19 protein-coding genes are annotated in these 20,252 nt (G+C 39.5%); 9 read left to right on the top strand and 10 right to left on the bottom strand.

Going from position 1 to position 20,252, the window contains the following annotated elements; genetic code table 11:
- The first annotated feature begins 3 nt into the window (after positions 1–3).
- The 7 genes from lepA to acpS all read left to right on the top strand — a co-directional run bounded on the left by lepA (position 4) and on the right by acpS (position 6,499).
- Positions 4–1,797 carry a translation elongation factor 4 gene (gene lepA / locus ABLA85_RS12680; RefSeq protein ID WP_340621056.1) on the top strand — a complete coding sequence of 598 codons (1,794 nt, stop codon included), beginning with the start codon at positions 4–6 and terminating at the stop codon, positions 1,795–1,797.
- Positions 1,798–1,821: 24 nt separating this feature from the next.
- The gene (lepB, locus tag ABLA85_RS12675) at positions 1,822–2,790 is read left to right on the top strand and encodes a signal peptidase I (RefSeq protein ID WP_367964627.1); all 969 of its coding nucleotides are present in this window, start codon (positions 1,822–1,824) and stop codon (positions 2,788–2,790) included.
- A 205-nt stretch (positions 2,791–2,995) separates the two neighbouring features.
- On the top strand, positions 2,996–3,676 hold the full coding sequence (gene rnc, locus ABLA85_RS12670) for a ribonuclease III (RefSeq protein WP_047684030.1): 681 nt from the start codon (positions 2,996–2,998) through the stop codon (positions 3,674–3,676).
- A complete protein-coding gene (era, locus tag ABLA85_RS12665; protein WP_047684027.1) occupies positions 3,673–4,578 on the top strand; it encodes a GTPase Era in 906 nt (301 codons plus the stop codon). The genes rnc and era overlap by 4 nt, the downstream gene beginning before the upstream one ends.
- A 9-nt stretch (positions 4,579–4,587) precedes the next feature.
- Entirely contained in the window at positions 4,588–5,319 is a 732-nt protein-coding gene (recO, locus tag ABLA85_RS12660; protein ID WP_367964625.1) for a DNA repair protein RecO, read from the top strand.
- A 68-nt stretch (positions 5,320–5,387) separates the two neighbouring features.
- Entirely contained in the window at positions 5,388–6,119 is a 732-nt protein-coding gene (gene pdxJ / locus ABLA85_RS12655; protein ID WP_367964623.1) for a pyridoxine 5'-phosphate synthase, read from the top strand.
- Positions 6,119–6,499 carry a holo-ACP synthase gene (gene acpS / locus ABLA85_RS12650; RefSeq protein ID WP_367964621.1) on the top strand — a complete coding sequence of 127 codons (381 nt, stop codon included), beginning with the start codon at positions 6,119–6,121 and terminating at the stop codon, positions 6,497–6,499. The genes pdxJ and acpS overlap by 1 nt, the downstream gene beginning before the upstream one ends.
- A 201-nt stretch (positions 6,500–6,700) precedes the next feature.
- On the opposite strand, the gene ABLA85_RS12645 is transcribed toward acpS, so the two are convergent.
- Positions 6,701–6,961 carry a YfhL family 4Fe-4S dicluster ferredoxin gene (locus ABLA85_RS12645; RefSeq protein ID WP_367964619.1) on the bottom strand — a complete coding sequence of 87 codons (261 nt, stop codon included), beginning with the start codon at positions 6,959–6,961 and terminating at the stop codon, positions 6,701–6,703.
- Positions 6,962–7,179: 218 nt separating this feature from the next.
- Here ABLA85_RS12645 and ABLA85_RS12640 point away from each other — a divergent pair, with 218 nt between their 5' ends.
- Positions 7,180–8,082, top strand: a complete 903-nt coding sequence (locus ABLA85_RS12640; RefSeq protein WP_367964617.1) for a DNA-3-methyladenine glycosylase 2 — start codon at positions 7,180–7,182, stop codon at positions 8,080–8,082.
- Between the two features lie 264 nt (positions 8,083–8,346).
- Here the strand turns inward: ABLA85_RS12640 and ABLA85_RS12635 are convergent, their stop codons facing one another.
- From ABLA85_RS12635 to ABLA85_RS12595, 9 genes are all read right to left on the bottom strand, one after another.
- Positions 8,347–9,435, bottom strand: a complete 1,089-nt coding sequence (locus ABLA85_RS12635; RefSeq protein ID WP_367964615.1) for a saccharopine dehydrogenase — start codon at positions 9,433–9,435, stop codon at positions 8,347–8,349.
- Between the two features lie 330 nt (positions 9,436–9,765).
- A complete protein-coding gene (locus tag ABLA85_RS12630; RefSeq protein WP_367964613.1) occupies positions 9,766–10,509 on the bottom strand; it encodes an SDR family NAD(P)-dependent oxidoreductase in 744 nt (247 codons plus the stop codon).
- A 13-nt stretch (positions 10,510–10,522) separates the two neighbouring features.
- Complete coding sequence (locus ABLA85_RS12625) at positions 10,523–11,287, bottom strand: SDR family NAD(P)-dependent oxidoreductase (protein WP_367964611.1); 765 nt, start codon at positions 11,285–11,287, stop codon at positions 10,523–10,525.
- A complete protein-coding gene (locus ABLA85_RS12620) occupies positions 11,284–14,127 on the bottom strand; it encodes an aminotransferase class III-fold pyridoxal phosphate-dependent enzyme (RefSeq protein WP_367964609.1) in 2,844 nt (947 codons plus the stop codon). The genes ABLA85_RS12625 and ABLA85_RS12620 overlap by 4 nt, the downstream gene beginning before the upstream one ends.
- 14 nt (positions 14,128–14,141) lie before the next feature.
- A complete protein-coding gene (locus tag ABLA85_RS12615; RefSeq protein ID WP_367964607.1) occupies positions 14,142–14,909 on the bottom strand; it encodes a hypothetical protein in 768 nt (255 codons plus the stop codon).
- Positions 14,896–16,194, bottom strand: a complete 1,299-nt coding sequence (locus tag ABLA85_RS12610) for a beta-ketoacyl-[acyl-carrier-protein] synthase family protein (protein WP_367964657.1) — start codon at positions 16,192–16,194, stop codon at positions 14,896–14,898. The genes ABLA85_RS12615 and ABLA85_RS12610 overlap by 14 nt, the downstream gene beginning before the upstream one ends.
- The gene (locus ABLA85_RS12605; RefSeq protein ID WP_367964605.1) at positions 16,194–17,276 is read right to left on the bottom strand and encodes a hypothetical protein; all 1,083 of its coding nucleotides are present in this window, start codon (positions 17,274–17,276) and stop codon (positions 16,194–16,196) included. The genes ABLA85_RS12610 and ABLA85_RS12605 overlap by 1 nt, the downstream gene beginning before the upstream one ends.
- A gap of 3 nt (positions 17,277–17,279) precedes the next feature.
- Positions 17,280–18,542: a beta-ketoacyl synthase gene (locus ABLA85_RS12600; protein ID WP_367964603.1), complete on the bottom strand. Its 1,263-nt coding sequence runs from the start codon at positions 18,540–18,542 to the stop codon at positions 17,280–17,282.
- 80 nt (positions 18,543–18,622) lie between these two features.
- Entirely contained in the window at positions 18,623–19,084 is a 462-nt protein-coding gene (locus ABLA85_RS12595) for an acyl carrier protein (protein ID WP_367964602.1), read from the bottom strand.
- A gap of 522 nt (positions 19,085–19,606) precedes the next feature.
- Here ABLA85_RS12595 and ABLA85_RS12590 point away from each other — a divergent pair.
- Positions 19,607–20,251 carry an HD domain-containing protein gene (locus tag ABLA85_RS12590; RefSeq protein WP_367964600.1) on the top strand — a complete coding sequence of 215 codons (645 nt, stop codon included), beginning with the start codon at positions 19,607–19,609 and terminating at the stop codon, positions 20,249–20,251.
- The last annotated feature ends 1 nt before the right edge of the window (position 20,252 follow it).

Genomic DNA, 20,252 nt, shown 5'->3' with positions numbered 1-20,252 from the left:
ATAATGAAGCAAATAAGAAATTTCTCCATTATCGCCCACATCGACCACGGGAAGTCCACGCTATCTGACCGGATTATTCAAATCTGTGGGGGGCTGTCAGACCGAGAAATGGCAGCACAAGTATTGGATTCAATGGATCTTGAACGTGAGCGTGGTATCACTATCAAGGCACAAAGCGTCACCCTTGATTACAAGGCAACTGACGGAAATGTTTATCAATTAAACTTTATCGACACGCCGGGGCATGTTGATTTTTCTTACGAAGTTTCCCGCTCTCTGGCTGCCTGTGAAGGCGCATTGTTAGTTGTTGATGCAGGGCAAGGGGTTGAAGCTCAAACACTGGCTAACTGCTATACGGCCATTGAAATGGATCTGGAAGTTGTCCCGGTTCTGAATAAAATTGACCTGCCCGCCGCAGAGCCAGAACGTGTTGCAGAAGAAATTGAAGACATCGTTGGTATTGATGCAACAGATGCTGTTCGTTGTTCTGCAAAAACCGGACTGGGTGTACAGGATGTTATTGAACGTCTGGTTAAAGAGATCCCACCACCCGAAGGCGATCCTGAAGCGCCACTACAGGCTTTGATTATCGATTCATGGTTTGATAATTACCTCGGCGTTGTTTCACTTGTTCGTATTAAGAACGGTACGTTGCGTAAAGGCGACAAAATTAAGGTAATGAGTACTGGTCAGGTGTATAACGCTGACCGTTTGGGGATCTTTACACCGAAACGTGTTGATCGTGAGGTACTGCACTGTGGTGAAGTAGGTTGGTTGGTGTGTGCGATTAAAGATATCCTCGGTGCGCCAGTCGGTGATACTTTGACAACAGCACGTCAGCCAGCAGATAAGCCTCTGCCGGGCTTCAAAAAAGTGAAACCTCAGGTTTATGCAGGTTTATTTCCCGTCAGCTCTGATGACTATGAAGCATTCCGTGATGCTTTGGGGAAATTGAGTCTGAACGATGCCTCCCTGTTCTATGAGCCAGAAAGTTCCACAGCATTGGGTTTTGGTTTCCGTTGTGGTTTCCTGGGCTTACTGCATATGGAGATCATTCAGGAGCGTCTGGAGCGTGAATATAACCTTGACTTGATCACCACAGCACCAACTGTTGTTTATGAAGTTGAGACAACCACGGGTGACATCATTTATGTGGATAGTCCATCCAAGTTACCGCCATTAAACAATATTAAAGAGCTGCGTGAACCTATTGCAGAATGTCACATGCTGTTGCCGCAGGAATATCTCGGTAATGTCATTACACTTTGTGTAGAGAAACGTGGTGTTCAGACTAATATGGTGTATCACGGTAATCAGGTTGCGCTGACATACCAAATACCAATGGCAGAAGTCGTGCTGGATTTCTTTGACCGTCTGAAATCTACGTCTCGCGGTTATGCATCGCTGGACTATAACTTTGTCCGCTTCCAGCATTCGGACATGGTACGTGTGGATGTTTTGATTAACGGCGAACGAGTTGATGCACTGGCATTGATCACCCATCGTGATAACTCGCAATACCGTGGTCGTGAGCTGGTGGAAAAAATGAAAGAGCTGATCCCACGCCAACAGTTTGATATTGCGATTCAGGCGGCTATTGGGACGCATATCATCGCACGTTCTACTGTTAAACAGTTGCGTAAAAACGTATTGGCGAAATGTTATGGCGGTGACGTTAGCCGTAAGAAAAAGTTATTGCAGAAACAGAAAGAAGGTAAAAAACGCATGAAGCAGGTCGGTAACGTTGAGCTGCCGCAAGAAGCCTTCTTAGCGATTCTGCATGTTGGAAAAGATTAATTAACAAGGTCGTAAGGAGTCTAAATGGCTAACACTTTTGCCTTGATCTTAACGTTAGCAACGTTAATCACTGGTATTATCTGGTGTATAGATCGTTTCAAGTTTACCCCTGAGCGCAAGAGAAAACTTGCTCAGGTTCAGGAACAGGCAGCAGGTAAGGAATCTCAGGAAGCTGCGATTAAAGAAATAAATAAGCCTACATGGGTTGAGACATTTGCGTCTGTTTTTCCGGTGTTAGCCATTGTTTGGATCTTGCGTTCTTTTGTGTATGAACCTTTCCAGATCCCTTCTGGTTCAATGATGCCTACCTTATTGACCGGGGATTTCATTTTAGTGGAAAAGTTTGCTTATGGTTTGAAAGACCCGATCACACAGACAACTCTGATTAAAACTGGTGAGCCTGAACGTGGGGATGTTGCAGTTTTTAAATACCCACTTAACCCCAGTGTAGATTTTGTAAAACGGGTAATTGGTTTACCCGGAGACAAAATTGTTTACGATTACCTGAACAAAGAACTTCATGTTTATCCGGGTTGTGGTCGAAATCCAGTCTGCAAAGGCATTTTTCCTATCACTTATAAAACTATGTACCCAAGTGAGTGGACTATCACAGATCAAGTTAAAAAAGACGGAACGATCGCCAGAGAAGTGCATCAAGTTCCTCTTATGGATGCATTAGGGCCATATAGTATTCGTCAAGGGGAGCGAGTAGAAATTTTGGACAAAGTTTCCCACCATATCCTGACACTTCCACGCTTGAATATACCAGAGTTCACTCAGCTTGGTTTACCGTTAGGAACCTGGGTTGTGCCTGAAGGTGAATATTTCATGATGGGTGATAATCGTGACAATAGCTCTGATAGCCGCGTTTGGGGATTTGTACCGGAGAAAAATCTGGTAGGACGTGCAACGGCTATCTGGATCAGCTTTGAAAAACAGGAAGGTGAGTGGCCGACAGGCGTACGTCTGAGCCGAATTGGTGGAATTCACTAATATTGATATATTAGCGAAGCATTAATTTATCGCCCAGTGTAGAATATTCTCTCAAACGAGATGACTGGTTTTCTAAGATGATGAATATTTTAGGGAACCAGTGCAAACGCAACAGTTTTGTAGGGCCATCTGACTGTAATCAAATAGCCTCACAGGTCTGTTGCGTGTGCTTTTATTTGACGGATTCTAACTGAATTGGTAGCACATGAACCCCATAATAATGAACAGGTTACAGCACAAGCTGGGATATACCTTTACACAGAATGATTTATTGCTTCAGGCGTTAACTCACCGCAGCGCCAGCAGTAAGCACAATGAACGTCTGGAATTTCTTGGTGACTCAATTCTGAGTTTTGTCATTGCTAATGCGCTTTATCTCCGTTTTCCCCGTGTTGATGAAGGGGATATGAGCCGTATGCGTGCCACATTGGTGCGGGGCAATACGTTAGCAGAGCTTGCCAGAGAATTTGAATTGGGAGAATGTTTACGTTTGGGGCCGGGTGAACTAAAAAGTGGTGGCCACCGTCGTGAATCCATTTTAGCTGATAGTATCGAAGCCTTAATTGGGGCCATTTTTTTGGATAGCAATATTCAGACAGTCGAAAAGATTGTTTTAAATTGGTATGAAGCTCGCCTGAATGAAATTAGTCCGGGCGATAAACAAAAAGATCCCAAAACACGTTTACAAGAATATCTGCAAGGGCGCCATCTGCCGTTGCCATCATATCTGGTTGTTCAGGTTCGTGGGGAAGCACACGATCAGGAATTTACAATTCACTGTCAGGTCAGTGGATTTGAACAACCTGTCAGAGGAGTCGGTTCCAGCCGTCGCAAGGCAGAGCAGGCGGCTGCAGAACAAGCATTAAAACAACTGGAGCTTGAATGAGCAAAGAAAAAAACTATTGTGGATTCGTTGCAATAGTCGGACGGCCCAACGTCGGTAAATCGACTTTATTGAATCAGTTACTGGGCCAAAAAGTATCAATCACTTCCCGTAAACCCCAAACGACACGACATCGTATCATGGGCATCCATACGGAAGGTGCTTATCAGACGATTTATGTAGATACACCGGGTCTCCATATTGAAGAAAAGCGAGCGATTAACCGCCTGATGAATCGTGCTGCGAGTAGTTCAATCGGCGATGTGGAACTGGTCATTTTTGTTGTGGAAGGTACTCACTGGACACCAGATGACGAAATGGTTGTAAATAAGCTGCGTAACTTGCGTTGTCCGGTCATGTTGGCTATCAATAAAGTCGACAATGTCACCGATAAAACCATTCTTCTGCCACATATTGGTTTTCTCAGCAAAAAGATGAATTTCATTGATGTTGTACCGATCAGTGCAGAAAAAAACATGAACATTGATACGATTGCCAAAGTAGTGCGTGAGCATATTCCAGAAGCAGAGCATCATTTCCCGGAAGATTACATTACTGATCGTTCACAGCGTTTCATGGCATCTGAAATTATCCGTGAAAAACTGATGCGTTTTCTGGGCGATGAACTGCCTTATTCGGTAACAGTTGAAATTGAACAATTCGCTGTTAATGAACGTGGTGGTTATACTATTCATGGTCTGATTCTGGTAGAGCGTGAAGGCCAGAAGAAAATGGTTATTGGTAACAAAGGCAGCAAAATCAAAACCATTGGAACAGAAGCTCGTCAGGACATGGAAAAACTGTTCGAAGTTAAAGTTCATCTGGAACTCTGGGTTAAAGTGAAAGCTGGTTGGGCTGATGATGAGCGAGCTCTACGCAGCCTTGGTTATATTGACGATCTATAAGGTTAATTTGTGGACGGCTGGCAGAGAGCCTTTGTACTTCATGGGCGCCCTTACAGTGAAACCAGTTTATTGCTGGATTTTTTTACTGAAAATGAAGGGCGGGTACGTGTTTTAGCAAAAGGTGCACGTAGTCGCCGTTCTAACCTTAAAGGTTGTCTTCAACCTTTCACCCCGTTGCTGATCCGCTGGAGTGGGCGGGGTGAAATCAAAACCTTGAGGGAAGCTGAACCTATCTCTCTGGCCCTGCCTTTAACAGGTAGCGTGTTGTACAGTGGTTTGTATGTGAATGAACTCTTATCAAGAGTTCTTGAGCAAGGCACTGCATATCCGGCTATTTTTTTCGATTATCTCCAGTGTTTACAAATCCTTGCTGCAAGTGAACACACCCCCGAATATGCTTTACGTCGCTTTGAATTATCTGTGCTAACTCATATGGGATACGGTGTAGACTACCTTCATTGTGCCGGTAGTGGTGAGCCTGTTACAGATACAATGACTTACCGTTATCGTGAAGAAAAAGGGTTTATTGCCAGTCTGGTTGTTGACCAATACAGCTTTACTGGCAATGAACTAAAAGCGCTGGCAGCACGTGAATTTCCTGATCCAACTACTCTGAAAGCGGCCAAACGTTTTACTCGTATTGCATTAAAGCCTTACCTGGGTGGAAAGCCATTAAAAAGCCGTGAATTATTTCGCCAATTCGCGCGCAAAAAGACAGATAGTTTTAATCAGAAAAATTAATATGGGATCATTCTAAATAATGGGAAATGTAAATTTCATTTTATCTAATATTATTGCAGGAGCTAAGAATGGCTGAGGTATTGTTAGGCATCAACATTGACCATATTGCAACAGTGCGTAACGCGCGTGGAACGCAATATCCTGATCCTGTGCAAGCTGCATTTGTTGCTGAACAAGCAGGCGCAGATGGGATAACAGTTCACTTACGTGAAGATCGCCGCCACATTACAGGCCGAGATGTTCAGTTATTAGCAAAAACTATTCAAACACGCATGAACCTCGAAATGGCGGTGACAGATGAGATGGTAGAAATAGCCTGCCAAATCAAACCTGCTTTTTGTTGTTTAGTCCCTGAAAAGCGTGAGGAAATCACAACAGAAGGTGGGCTGGATGTATTTGGGCAGAAAGCACATATTGCTGCTGCTGTTAAGCGTTTATCAGAAGCAGGTATTCTTGTGTCTCTGTTCATTGATGCGGATCACCAACAAATTGATGCTGCCGTAGAAGTTGGAGCTCCGTTCATTGAGATCCATACAGGGGCATACGCGGATGCAGAAAATACTGAGCAGCAGGAGAAAGAGTTCCAGCGCATTAAAGAAGCAGCGAGTTATGCGACAAGTAAGGGTATTAAAGTTAATGCAGGCCATGGATTAACGTACCACAATACACAACGCATCGCGGCATTACCGGAGATCCATGAACTGAATATTGGTCATGCCATCATTGGTCGTGCTGTATTCAGCGGCTTATCTGCTGCGGTTGCTGATATGAAAACATTGTTGCGTGAATCTCGTCGTTAATGGCTATTGTCGGATTAGGTACAGATATTGTTGAAATTTCCCGAATTGAGGAAATTGTTGGGCGTTCTGGTGAACGCCTGGCAAAACGAGTCTTAAGTGAAAACGAGTGGCAACAATATCAGCAGCATAATCAGCCGGTTCGTTTTTTGGCAAAACGTTTTGCTGTCAAAGAAGCCGCAGCTAAAGCGCTTGGAACAGGTATCCGCAATGGTCTGGCTTTTAACCAGTTTGAAGTGGTTAATGACGTTTTAGGAAAACCACTATTAAAACTTCGTGGTGAAGCGGAAGTTCTGGCTGATAAACTGAATGTAAAATCTATGCATGTTACATTGGCAGATGAACGGCGTTATGCTTGTGCGACAGTGATATTGGAAAGCTAGCGAAAAATGTTGTAAACCCTCGTCTAGCGTGGGCGGGGGATATGAAGAGAGAAATCCCGTCCGATAGGACGTGAAGCAGTCACTATTGATGACATTTAAGAAGTTATAAGGTCATTAAGATTATTCAACATTATTTATACTATTCAGTAAAAAAATAATGACCTATTTTATAGGTTTCTTTGTGAACGATAAAAATTGTTATCAGATTTTATCTGCATGATGTAAGAGTACAAATTTGTCCCACAGTTGTTCTTCTGTTTCTTTATGACTTTTATCGATAATAATGGTATTTGTTATCGGACAAACAGATTGGCAGGTTGGCTTTTCGTAATGTCCTACGCATTCGGTACAGCGTTTTGGATCAATCTCATAAATCTCAGCTCCCATAGTGATAGCCTGATTTGGACATTCAGGTTCACACATGTCGCAATTGATGCAGCGTTTGGTAATGAGTAGTGCCATTTTAATCTCTTATGGAAATAACATATTAAAATCAGTTGGTTAAATAAATTCCGTATTGGTTATATTTATCCGGTTCTTGTATTTTTATACAGTATCTTTTGCGTTAAAAAATGGTATTTCGTAACACAAAACCGTAACACATACATATTTATAAGGTCTAAAATATAGCAATGTGTGAGCTAACATATCAACGTGATAATATAATGGAGTTTTCTGTAATGAAACCAAGCTATTTCATGGAAATTATATTACCAGATAATTATCACATACGAGATTTTTTGGCTTTTCATCATCGGGATGAGAAAGGTGTTTCTGAAATTGTACAGCAGAGTCAGGTTAAAAAGGGCATCATTTGGCACGGAATTCCTGCATTACTGATTGTATCAATGGAGGAAAAACGGGCAAAAGTGCGGCTTGATATTGACGGTGACAATACACTTCATTCAAAAAATTCTTTATCTCTTCTGGCCTCACATATGCTTGGGTTATTGCAACCCGTAGAGGTATTTGAATCCCAATACCAAAAAGACCCTGTCATTGGAGGATTAATTTCCCGACAAGCAGGTCTGCGAATTTACCAGTCGGCAACACCTTTTGAAGCACTGAGCTGGGCGATTATAGGGCAGCAAATCAGTGTCAGTGCTGCGATCTCCATTCGCAGGCGATTTATTCAGGCTATCGGTGTTAAACATACTTCAGGGTTGATGTGTCATCCGACTTATCAGGAAGTCATACAGTGCACAGAGCAGGATCTATGTCAGTGTGGTTTTTCTATGAGTAAGGCTAAAGCTCTGTTGAATGTCTGCCGGATGATTGACTTGGGTGAGTTGAATTTGTCCATTGAAAATACTGAGGGTGAGGTTAAATCACTCATAGAAAAACTTTTGGCTATTAAAGGCATAGGCATCTGGACAGTGAACTATACCTTGTTAAGGGGCTTTAATTATTTAAATGGTTCTCTGCATGGAGATGTGGCAGTAAGGCGCAACCTTCAGCATTTACTGAAACAGGAAAGTAAAGTCAATGCTGAACAGGCTGAAAAATGGCTGGCAGATTTTTCACCCTGGAAAGCACTTGTTGCTGCACATTTATGGCGACAGCAATCCAGTAGTGGATATTAGAGCTTGTTGACGTTTTATGTTCATTACTCACTTAATATAATTGGTAACTACATGGAGTGGTGGGCGCATTTTGTGCAATCGCATTTTATTGCAATTACACAAAATGCTTAATTCTGACAAATGTATTTTCCATCAAATTGAACTTTCAGCAATTTTTGAAGTAAGGAATGATCGCTGATACTACAGTTTATTGTTCGATACAACCTATGTAAGCGTCACTATCATATGTCTTTGTCAGCTATCGAAAAATATGACATGACGTTTTTACTCCGTTTTATTATGAACGCTGAATTGAATATGTTCAGCAGATAACAGCGTTCTCAATTTTTCAACATCTAAAAATACTTCACCGGTACTGAAGATTGTCGGAGCATTATTCTTTATATGTTCCGCTAATTGCATCACTAAAGCAGCAGCTCCTGTTGCTGTTAAATGTGTCTGTCCCTCTGAATCAATAAGTTGAAAATATATGGATTTACTATATCCATTTTTATCAATTCCTTGTATATCAGTGCGGATTTGGTGTTTATATCCCTGTCCTGGATTATATAAAATTTTTCTACGAAGGCCAGTCGCTCTTCTACCTGATAGTAGTTTCCAAATCCCTTTTTTAACCAAGAAAGATAACAATTGATTACTTTTAGGATTATCAAAACCAATTCTGGTAGCGATAGTTTGTGCATTTGTAATTAAAGGTAATATAAATTGATCAGGCATATCAATACGAAAAACTTTATGATGGCTACCATCACTAAATAAAACTACTCGCTCATCAGAAAAAGGACGAACTTTTTGGTATTTCCCATTATTTTTTACTGTAAAAGGAACTGTCAGCCTGTCCATATAATCAATTGAGTTTGGACCAGCTTTGTCATTTAAAGAATATAGGACACTCATATCAATACTATCAATACTTTTAAATGACTGGCTGATATCTTTGATGAATGTTGCTACAATTCCAGCCATCCATGATGATGAAAAAATCATATGGCTAGGCTTTTGGTTTTGCATAACTATTGCTTTACTTAACGCAACCTGTAAACGTTCCGTCCAACGAGTTATATCCACATAAGCGATATTATTTTGATGTGCAAAATGTAATAATTTATCATCTGGATCATTAACAAGTGCTAACACAATATCAATTTTTAGTTCATTCGGTAAAGAAGGTTTTTCAATATCAAAAAATAGGCTCTTTGAGTTAATTAGATTTTCAGAAAACTTTTGGGCTTTATCAATATTTCTACCAGAAATTATTAATTCTAAATCAGGTTGATATTTATTGAGGATTTTTGCGACTTGTTGACCAACGACGCCGTAACCACCAACGAGTAATACCGAAATTTTATTCATTTTATAACCATTGAAATCATTAAGTAGTTAAGGATTTTAATTATAGTAACTATTAAAAGTATTGCAATACATTAAAAGGGGAATTACGCCAGTATGTAAAAGACTGGCGTTTATAATAATTCGATTGTCAATATGGGATAAGTAAGTTATAAAAAATGTAAATAACTTCTAAATAACTATCGATTCTAGCATTATTTTTCTCTCTTCATTACTTATTTTAGGAACAGCATAAAAAGGGATACCATTAACTGGAGATATACCAACTAACTTTTCTTATTATGTCTTTAAGAAATAAAAGAAATATTAACATTTGGATGGTGAGTGAATATGTTACATTCCTCCCCCCTCACCACCATCAATTGTTATCCCTTGGGCAGTAATCATGGCAGCATTAGGAGAAATGAAAAACATGACCGTATTGGCAACATCCTGTGGAGTGATTAAACGTCGCAATGGAATTTTTTTGGCTGCCCTTTTTAATAAGACCGATGTTGAACATCCTAGTAATTGGGCCTGTGGTTCCAGGCCTTTCACCAGCATCGGCGTATTAACCCAAGCAGGCAATACGGCATTTACGGTTATTTGTCTCTCCGCAAGATCCAGAGCTAATGATTTGGTTAAACCAAGTAAAGCATGTTTTGATGCACAATAGGCAGTATTACGTGTTGCCCCTACCTTGCCAAGAATAGATGAAATGATGACAATTCGCCCACCAGAAACGATATCAGGCACAACTTGTGATAATAGACGTTGGGTTGAATGCAAATTGGTTACCAGTACCGAATCCCATATATCATTTTGATCAATATAATTATTATCCGCTTTACCATGACTAACAACAATGCCTTTTATTTCACGTCCTTTAACCAAAGGTACTAATTCTCTGGTTAGTGCTTCCTCTTCAACTAAATCGATTTGGAGGGGATGAATATATTCTGGTGATTTACTTACTAATTCATTTAACCCATCCAGGTTAATATCAATTGCAATAACATAATATCCAGCTACAACAAGCTGTTGGCAAACAGCAAATCCAATACCGCTTGCTGCACCGGTAACAATAAATGTTAACATTGTTCTTCCTTACTTAACTTAGTGCAATGCCGCCATTAATATTAATTACTTCACCAGTTATATAATTATTTTCTATCAGAAAATGTATTGCACTGGTAATTTCATTAACTTGCCCAACTCGCTTAAGTAATACTTTATTATTGATTAATTCCTTATGTGTCCTTAATAAAGTTTCTGTCATCTCTGTTTGGATAATACCAGGTGCAATAGCATTAACCCGAATATTTTTAGGAGCCACCTCAACTGCAAGTGCTCGTGTCAATGACTCTATTCCACCTTTAGTTGCCGCATAAATTGATTGGCCTTTATTCGGTCTTGTGGCTGAAATTGAAGAAATATTGATAATATGACCGCTACGTTGTGGTATCATTACTTTCAGTACTTCACGACTACACAAAATATAGCTCAACAAATTGTTATTTAATAATAATTCAATATCCTTAGTTTCCATTGTAGCCAACAGACCATCTCTGGTTATCCCCACATTGTTGACCAGAAGATCGATACGACCAAACACGTTAATTACTCTATCAATAAAAGCATTTACATCTCCTGCTTTGGCTAAATCAGCTTTGATTGGCAAGATATCTGGATGATTTTGCTTCATTTCGGCAATAAAATTGGTTAATTGGGGAGTTTCATGTCGATAACAAAAAGCAACCCGATATCCCTTATCCAGTAAGCTTAAAACTATAGCTTTACCAATGCCTTTGCTGCCTCCCGTCACAATCGCACTTTTTATGATAGTGTCTGATTTTAACTCTCCATGATGACTCATAAACTTGAATTCTCCTTGATATCAGATAAGGTAAAATTATGTTTTTTGGCGATTGTCATAATATCGATCACCTGAGTAACAGAGATATTCCCGTATGAAAAATTCCCTTTGTATTCTTCCAGCCCCAACAAAACCGTTTCTGCCATGCAGGCATAAATCTGCCCTTCTTTTAAATAGGCACGCACGCGGGGATCTAAGCTATCATTATTGGGTGTCTGAACAATTCCACCCCGCAATACTTTGATATCTGTCCGTCTAAGAATATCTTCGTCAGAAAGGTTATGTGGCACTGAAATATCACAGACGATTGCCCTTTCTTTGATTTTTTCAACCGACAAAAATGCCTCTGAAGCATTCGAAGCACATACAATCACATCACAGTTTTCAATATCAGAAATATTTTGGGAGGTGTAGATAAATGTCTGAGCTGGGTAATTCTGGCTCAAATAGCGATCTATCTCCATTCCCACATTTTCTTTATCAATGAGGTCATCAACAGGCATAGTGGAAAGGCTCTCTACTATTCTTTTTGCTAATCCCTCAGTTACTGGCATTCTGTTAACAATGAACTGTTCATAGATATTTTTATAAATATGGTATTTCACCATATCCAGCTTTTTCAGCGAACCATGGTTATTGCTACCTATCAATACCATTTCCTGAAATTGGGGGCCTAATATCTCTGCATAAACACTTCCGATATTCCCGGCTCCTCCCACAATCGCAATCCGCATGTTAACCATGTCCCGATCTGCAATACTTTTTTGCAGTGCTTCAATTCCGATGCTTATAGTCAAGGCATTGCCTGTTGTCACGCTGATTGGCGTGTTTTTTAAGGATTTGCCATTATTGGTGATGATAGAAGTAAACATTCCCAATCCAACGGCCGTATTACCATCAGAGGCTGCTTGGGTGATCCGGACATCAATTTCATGTCGCAACCGTCCTAGATCATTTTTTTCCAGTGCTTTTTTGATCATTTTTGAAGTCACTGTTAGCGGATATAGGGTGAATTCCACTGATTTACCATTACCAGAGCGAATACGTGCTGCTTTGAAAGGTTTGGTCGCGAGATTAAAGGTGGAATTTTCAACAAACAGTTCCAGTTCTTCGTCACTAAATATACTGAATGATGGGTCCACCTCCCTAATCCCGCTTGCAGAAATCAGATGGTTAATAAAAGCCACCTTATAGTCAGCTTCTCTGCCATCATACTGTGGGCTTTCCATACGTCGGTAATCTGTAGAAAGGGTAAGATCTTTTTTCCCAAGCAAAGGGGCAACGATAAACCCTGCGTCAGCATGATGAATAGCCAGGCAAACTTTGGAAAGGGCCTCAACAAACCGAATAATTTGTTCAACTTCCAGAAATACAGATGGCTCTACACGAATCACATTTGCTGCACTTCCAGAAGGTGCGACACGAATATGGCTACCGCACAATAAATGCCCACTAATTACATAGCCTAAACTGCTTTGTACGGCAATATTTTGCAAAATATAGGAGTCAGAATTAATGACATCATGAAACTCTATTCCCCAGAGTAATCCCTTGCCACGAACATCTCGAATAACATCAGGATATTGTTCTTTCAGTATACTCAGCCGTGTCCTGAATTCTTCTCCTAATTGAGTCACTTGTTTCAATAAATAGCGTTGATCAGCATGCAGAAAATTGACGAAATCATGTGCTATCTGACAAGAAAAATCATCTTCACCAAAGGTGGAACTTTGGATGACATCAAATCCTGGGGTAAAGCTTTCCTGACGGATAGCAACCACTCCAATCTTGACATATCCGGCGCCCAAGGCCTTGGAAAGAACGTAATAGTCGGCATCAAGGCCTGTATCACTGGATGCTACCAGAAATCCACATCTTCCTGACCCTGATTGGACTTCATCGGCAATAACTGGGCAACCTAATATCTGCTTTAACCGGTTAATTTCTCCAATTTGTTCTGCACTAAGCGGGTAAATGCCTCCCTCTCCCTGTACAGGTTCTACCAAAAATGCAGTAACAACTCTGAATGGTTTCTTTGTTAAAATAATTTGGTTATTATCTTCTTGCGGTGACCATAACCAACTATTAAAAATATCATGAGCTTTCTTCCCCATGCTTGCAAATTCATGCAATTCTCCAGGAGAAAGGAACTGTGTGTCTATTTTCATTCTTCTCAGATAATGGCGATACATAGCACCATATGTACAATTGGCCGTTATCATTGTCTTTCCATGGAAAGAATTCTCAAGCGCTAAGAATATTGGTTTTTTATCCAATCGATTCTGGGTAAATGCCGCCAATGCTAATTTTATCTCTTCAATTGATGCATTTTCCCCCAATTGCAAGTGCTGGCGTTGTTCCTCTGTCAGTGCAATCTCTTTATCATCGCTGATTTTGGCAATAGCCGTCACGATTTCTTGCCCTAATTCCTCCAGTTGAGCGTTACGTGTAAATTCTGCACTTTTCAGTGCAATTTCTATCGATTCTGCTCCTGTACTGGCAAAGCAGAATAAAAAGTTACTATGAGTGCCGGTTTCTTCTTTCAGTAACTCATTAAGGCGTTCAGCCAATAATGCTGCGGGTTTTTTGATGGAAAATTGGTTATGAACGGGGATTTCTTCGTCAAGATAACGTTTTATTCTTTCTCTTATAAAAGGAGAGTTATGGCCTAATAATGTCGCACCATATCCTCCCAACAGATCCAATACAGGAATTTCTTTATTATTTTCATCGTTGTAATAGAGAAAATTACCCGCTGCTCGGTGATAAATTTTATCTAAACGAAGTGAAATCAATGCACGAGTCAGTTGAGGCTTACAAAAAGTAGCATAACTTTCCATTGTAATTCCTATTGTTAAATAACAGTTTCAATCTGTTTTTGGGACTTGATACGATCTGCTATGTCCTTGATAAAAAGGATAGTTTCAGCAGCATAATTTCCCTCACGGTAATTCTGATATAGCCGTGTAACATCAATAAGATGTGAGTTATCTTGTGGCGTCTGATTTCCAACTCTTGTGAGAATGAACGTAACACCAAATTCAACACCCCCACCAGAAAATCCAGAGTGGATATCTTGGGTTACACTCCCTATCCCGGAAGCAACTACCAAGGCATAATCAATTAAATCATTATTCAGGCATAATTCAGCTTCACGGAATGCCGACAGTAATCCTAAATTTCCACGTAAAAAAGAAGCACAATCACATTGCAATTTTAATTCTTGAGAAAGCACTCCTAGCAAATTATTACTGAGTGAAAGGGTGATTAAAAAAGGATTCACTCGTTCACATTGCCAGATAGTCTGAAAAATATTATTTGTATTGCTTGCTTTGATTTGTTCATTTTCTGGTAATAGTTCCGAGGGCAACGGATGAAGATATCCATATTGCGTGGTATACAAACCAAATCTTATTTTAGGATCACTGATATCTAATTTAGCTGAAATTAAAGATTTTCTGGTTGAAATAAGTCCTTTTTTCGTTCCAGTAGAATAAAAACGCCTGATCTTTTTATTTTTAATCAGCTCATTGCCATCTTGTTCATAATCCCAGGTATTAAATAGATAACAAGGGGGGGTTATGTTGTGAGTAACGAGTTTTACTATCCTATTTTTTTCCATCGTAATCCCCTATCACTAAGCAGGAGTTAATTCCACCAAAGCCAAATGAATTGGTTATCGCGTTCTTTACAGGGAAAGGCCGCCCATAATTCGGGACATAGTCCAAATCACAAAGCGGATCGGTAGTTTCAAGGTTAATGGTAGGTGGAATGAATTTATGCTTCACCGTCAGAACCGTCGCCACCGCTTCAATGGCTCCTGCTGCTGCTATCCAATGGCCTAACATAGATTTGGTTGATGAAACCAAAGGAGGTCGTGAATCAAAAATACGTTTTATTACAGATGATTCCAGTGCGTCATTCAATGGCGTTGATGTACCATGAGCATTGATATAGTCGATCTGATGCAGATACAAACCACTATCCTTGATAGCTTGCTTAATGGCATTTTCTGCACTAACCCCATCAGGATGAGGAGCCGTCAATTTATAGGCATCCAGGGAAGCCCCATAGCCTTTAATTTCAGCATAAATTTTAGCTCCTCGGCGTAAAGCACTTTCTTCACTTTCAAGAACTAAAAATGCACCACCTTCACCAGCAACTAACCCACTACGATCTTTATCAAAGGGGCGACAAAGTCTATTTCCCCACTTTTCTGTTGTGGCAGTGGCTCCCAATAATGTCAGCCCGATCAAGGTATGCAGATTTATGACTGAATCTGCCCCACCAGCCAGCATTATGGAAGCTTCTCCCCTTTTTATGGATTGACAAGCCAGCCCGATTGCATGAGTAGCTCCAGCACAAGCGGCATTCACGTTTATCGCAGGCCCTGATAAAAAAAATCGGTTAGCAATTGCTTTTACCATGCCATCGTTGCTGCACCTTATGCCAGAACAGAAATTTAAGTTATGGCGTTGTTTGAACAAGGCTTCAATAACTTGTTGTTCAGTGTCTCCATCATGACGGCTCTTGCGCAACAGATACCTGTCATCTTCTGATATTTCCGTTACTCCACTACATCCATAAATGCCGATATGTTGTTCATTTCCTTGTATCGACATAGATAACCCAGCATCTTCTAAGGCCTTAGACGCTGAAATGATTCCCATAATACCACGCTTGTCCGTAATGCCTGATTCTGGTAGATATGCTGAATTTTCAGTAAGCAAGGTATTAAAATCAATCTGGGCTGCATATTTCACAGGCAGTACACCATTATCTTCAAATGCTAGTGACCTGACTGCTGATTCTCCATCACAGAGCTTTTTCCAGACAGTATTAAGATGGGTTCCAAAAGCACTCACGACTCCCATACCTGTAACAACAACACGACGGTCAGATATCATCACAATTCTCTCTCAGCCATTTTCATACGAAGCAAAACAGCAATGCACTGTTTTTCCAGACCATGAACCAATATCAGCACCAAAGGGGACGGTTGTTGATAGATAAGGTTTGCATGGGTGTTATCTATACCCAAAGTTTTTTGGTGCATTTCAATGGCTAGATTAATGGCAATAAAAGATGCGGCAGGCCCTGTATATCCTATAGCTTTATCAAGATTAAACTGTACGGCATCAGAAAAAATTTTATGCGTCAATGGGATATATTCACTATCAACTTTTCCAACATGGATTATTTGATGTGGTGATAAACCTGATGTAATTATTTTCGACAAGAAACGAGTATATTGATTGCTATCGTAAATTATCATGCGGTTAACATAAGCAATCTCACCATCAGCATTCTGGCTATCTTCATGTAAGGAGATAAACGAGGCCGCTTCTGCGGGTAACCACGGTGTATCACCGAGTAGGTGCTCATAAGCAAGGTAATACCATGTTAAGATTTTCTGGGCATTACCACCGCAAAGTGCAAACTGACTGCGTTTTTCTTTGATACTGTAATAAGCTTCCAGAAGGGCATGACCTCCAGCATCAACATGAGGAGAAAAGAAAGCGTTATCACCTGTGATATTAAGATGTTGTGACAAGAGACTGGCTGTTGAAGTATTCAATAGCGTCACCCCTATCAACGGCGGGGTCTCCACTAATGCTTTAGAAACATAATCTTTATCATCTTTTGCATCAGACGCAATGAGATAAAAATTATTGTCGCTATCACTTGTTCCCAATCCAATAAACAGCCCACGTTGTTTGGGAGGAAAGTTTGCACCAATACTATTTTCCCAGGTTTTAATGCCTGTATAGAGTACCCACTGACTTTGCTCATGCGCTGCTCGCCGGATCATCTTATCCATGGGAGGCATGACAAAATCACTTTCTTTGATGAATCTCTCTCCTATAATATGTGGCAAACGTGGTGTATTGTCTGATAAATATGCTTCTTTTATATTGCCATGAATAATATCATCCATGCTCAGGCTATCAGGAAGTAAACTACTTCCTCTGGTTATATAAATCCCCATAACTTATCCCTCAACTCGTTTTAAGATCAAGCTACTATTTTCTCCACCAAAGCCAAAGGAATTACTTAATATATGCCTGGTATGCATTTCTTTTGCAGTGCTATTCACATTAATTAAACCATCGAATTTTCCTAATTCAGAAAAGTTAAGGCTGGGAAGAAGTCGGTTATTATTTAGGGACTCAATTGAAAGTATTGCTTCCAATAACCCACTCGCTGCTAACGAATGACCTATCGCTGATTTAGTGGAAATAACGGGGGGATTATGTGGAAAAAGTGCATTAATAGCTTTACTTTCCGCAAGATCATTATTAGCAGTTGAAGTACCATGAGAATTGATATGATCTATATCTTCAGGTCGTAATTCAGCATCCTTCAGTGCTGAAGACATGCAGTCGCGATAATATTGCCCTGATAAATCCGTTGATGTCATTTTATAACCTTCAGATTTTCTCGACATTCCTGCAATCTCAGCCAATATCTTGGCCTTTCTGGCAATAGCATGAGAATAATTTTCAACAACCAGAAACGCAGAAGCATCAGCCATAACGCAGCCCGCCCTGTCTTTATCAAATGCCCGCGAAGATTGGTTTAATTCTGTAAAATTACCATTATAAAGTGCGCCAATTTTATTGAACAATATTTGCATTATAGGGTGAGTTGCTTCTTCAGAAGCCCCAACCAGGGCTATATTCGTCCGACCAGTTTTAATGGAAAGATACGCAGAATAGAGTGCTACCATGCCTGCTGTACAAGCATCACTATAGACTCTTGGTTGCCCCATTATATGAAAATGCTCAATTAACTTTTCAGCAATTTCATATGGTCGCATTAGCGCCCCGAAATGTTCAATGTCAATATATTCTGTGGATAATTTATTCTCATTGAAGTAATGACTCAGAGTATCATTATCAATAAACAACTTATTATTGGCAAAAAATAATTCACACTTATATTGCTTTAGCTTTTTGTGGGTTAATGCTGCCATTTGCAAACTATTTACGCCTGCGCAATAAGCCATCAATAAAACAAGATTATTGGATGATTCTCCTGTAGTACGGAATTGGTCATGTAACCTATCTATATCTGTGGAGGTTAATTTTGCGCTCGGGATATTATTTATTCCATATTTTCTTAATAATTCATCTTCACAGATAAGTGACTTTTTCTCCATCAATAAATTGAATAAATTATTGGGGCAATCGTGATTACGGACAATTAAACCATAACCGGTTACAGCCACTTTCTCTGTAGTTATACCAGTCATATTAACTTATACCTTATTAACAACTTTATATCTACACTCTGGTTTACCCATACAGCGTCAATTTCTTAATATAATCAATGTTATTTGATTAATACATCATGATAATATTTTCTAATTTCTGTCAAAATAATATCATCTGCATTTTTACTATCTGATTCACAGACAGACTTACATAATGAAGCCCAATTGTGAATATTAGTTTCACCAAATAAATCACCTAATGTATTAATGGAGTTCAATTGTTCTAATGTGTAATTGTAACAGCTAGAAGAAAGTAATTCTTTTCCTTCCTTTGTAAGGGTATCTCCAATTAATAATTTATTTATGATGTTTTCTGGAAAAGTTTCTTGAACATGAGTAAAAATACTTTTTGTTGGCATGATAATTTTGAATCTTTTTCCAAGATTAAATGAAAGGTCAATAATGTCTAATGAGTCAGCGTCTAACTCATTAATTAATAAAGAGTTTTCATTGATATTATTTTTATCAACGAGAAGAATTGAAGAAACTTCTTCGCACACAGCAGAAATATAATCTTTCATATAAGTATTCCCTAAATTAAATAATAAAATCTCATAAGCAAAAGTAACATTAAATCAAATTAAGTTTATTATCTATTAGTGAGAAAAATCTAGTGGAAAAAAATTATATTTATAACAAAATAAGTTGTATATATATAAAAAACAACAAATGTTAATAGCAATAACTAACTAAGATTGATAAATTATACGATTATTTATCCAATATATTTATTCATGTTCATATACTGATATGATGGATATTTTTTCAATGGCATAATGATGAGTAAATAGCCTCATTTCTGTAAGAAATTGAGCTATATTATGGTAAACACTTGGATTCGCCTAATAAGTGCAATTTCTAAGAAAGGCGGTCAGTTGCTATAGTAGGTATCTTTCTCGCCAAAGGACAATGCACTATGGCCTATAGGTAATCGATCTGTTATGTCAGGAAAAGCTCTCTTAAATTATCAAACTTCGTTTTGTTCTGCTCGCTTTTTGTTAAAATGATTTTTCCATTCATTCAATTATTCAGAGATTTTAGCAATGTTATCTTTTTCACCGTTTGACGATTTAGCCCAACGGATTTTACCTGTCGCGATAGAAGGTGATGATGGTGCCCATGATATTGCTCATTTGTATCGGGTTTGGAAAAACGCTAAAAAAATTTGTGAAGCAGAATGCGGAAACTTGCGGTTAATTTTTGCTGCGGTTTTATTACATGATTGCGTTAGTGTAGAGAAAAATGATCCAAACCGGCATTTAGCCTCTCGTATGGCCGCAGATAAATCAGCCTTAATATTAAAAGATCTCGGATGGAGCGAAGCAGATATTACTGCTGTCTGCCACGCCATTGAAACGCATAGTTTTTCTGCCGGATTAGCACCAACAACACTGGAAGCCAAAATTGTACAGGATGCCGATCGGCTGGATTCCATAGGAATGATGGGCGTCGCTCGCTGTTTTTATACGGCAGGGCGTATGCGTTCAGGATTGTATGAAACTTATGATCCTTTGGCAAAGCAGCGTGAATATGATGATCACGCTTATGCTGTCGATCATTTTTATACTAAATTATTCAAAATAGAAGCGGGTTTTCAGACGGTTACAGGCAAGCAATTAGCTCATGAAAGAACAAAACGCATGGAGCAATTCCTGAACGATTTTTTTGATGAAATTCAGGCTGAGTAAA

Source organism: Xenorhabdus sp. SGI246 (assembly GCF_040838225.1).
GTDB classification, from domain to species: Bacteria; Pseudomonadota; Gammaproteobacteria; order Enterobacterales; family Enterobacteriaceae; genus Xenorhabdus; species Xenorhabdus indica.
The sequence above is the reverse complement of the archived record's forward strand: the minus strand, read 5'-3'. Positions and strand labels throughout refer to the sequence as shown.

Bases quoted from the DNA above. Each gene is read 5' to 3' on its own strand.
- lepA (WP_340621056.1), top strand. From the start codon at position 4: ATGAAGCAAATAAGAAATTTCTCCATTATCGCCCACATCGACCACGGG.
- lepB (WP_367964627.1), top strand. From the start codon at position 1,822: ATGGCTAACACTTTTGCCTTGATCTTAACGTTAGCAACGTTAATCACT.
- rnc (WP_047684030.1), top strand. From the start codon at position 2,996: ATGAACCCCATAATAATGAACAGGTTACAGCACAAGCTGGGATATACC.
- era (WP_047684027.1), top strand. From the start codon at position 3,673: ATGAGCAAAGAAAAAAACTATTGTGGATTCGTTGCAATAGTCGGACGG.
- pdxJ (WP_367964623.1), top strand. From the start codon at position 5,388: ATGGCTGAGGTATTGTTAGGCATCAACATTGACCATATTGCAACAGTG.
- acpS (WP_367964621.1), top strand. From the start codon at position 6,119: ATGGCTATTGTCGGATTAGGTACAGATATTGTTGAAATTTCCCGAATT.
- ABLA85_RS12645 (WP_367964619.1), bottom strand. From the start codon at position 6,961: ATGGCACTACTCATTACCAAACGCTGCATCAATTGCGACATGTGTGAA.
- ABLA85_RS12640 (WP_367964617.1), top strand. From the start codon at position 7,180: ATGAAACCAAGCTATTTCATGGAAATTATATTACCAGATAATTATCAC.
- ABLA85_RS12635 (WP_367964615.1), bottom strand. From the start codon at position 9,435: ATGAATAAAATTTCGGTATTACTCGTTGGTGGTTACGGCGTCGTTGGT.
- ABLA85_RS12630 (WP_367964613.1), bottom strand. From the start codon at position 10,509: ATGTTAACATTTATTGTTACCGGTGCAGCAAGCGGTATTGGATTTGCT.
- ABLA85_RS12625 (WP_367964611.1), bottom strand. From the start codon at position 11,287: ATGAGTCATCATGGAGAGTTAAAATCAGACACTATCATAAAAAGTGCG.
- ABLA85_RS12620 (WP_367964609.1), bottom strand. From the start codon at position 14,127: ATGGAAAGTTATGCTACTTTTTGTAAGCCTCAACTGACTCGTGCATTG.
- ABLA85_RS12615 (WP_367964607.1), bottom strand. From the start codon at position 14,909: ATGGAAAAAAATAGGATAGTAAAACTCGTTACTCACAACATAACCCCC.
- ABLA85_RS12610 (WP_367964657.1), bottom strand. From the start codon at position 16,194: ATGATATCTGACCGTCGTGTTGTTGTTACAGGTATGGGAGTCGTGAGT.
- ABLA85_RS12605 (WP_367964605.1), bottom strand. From the start codon at position 17,276: ATGGGGATTTATATAACCAGAGGAAGTAGTTTACTTCCTGATAGCCTG.
- ABLA85_RS12600 (WP_367964603.1), bottom strand. From the start codon at position 18,542: ATGACTGGTATAACTACAGAGAAAGTGGCTGTAACCGGTTATGGTTTA.
- ABLA85_RS12595 (WP_367964602.1), bottom strand. From the start codon at position 19,084: ATGAAAGATTATATTTCTGCTGTGTGCGAAGAAGTTTCTTCAATTCTT.
- ABLA85_RS12590 (WP_367964600.1), top strand. From the start codon at position 19,607: ATGTTATCTTTTTCACCGTTTGACGATTTAGCCCAACGGATTTTACCT.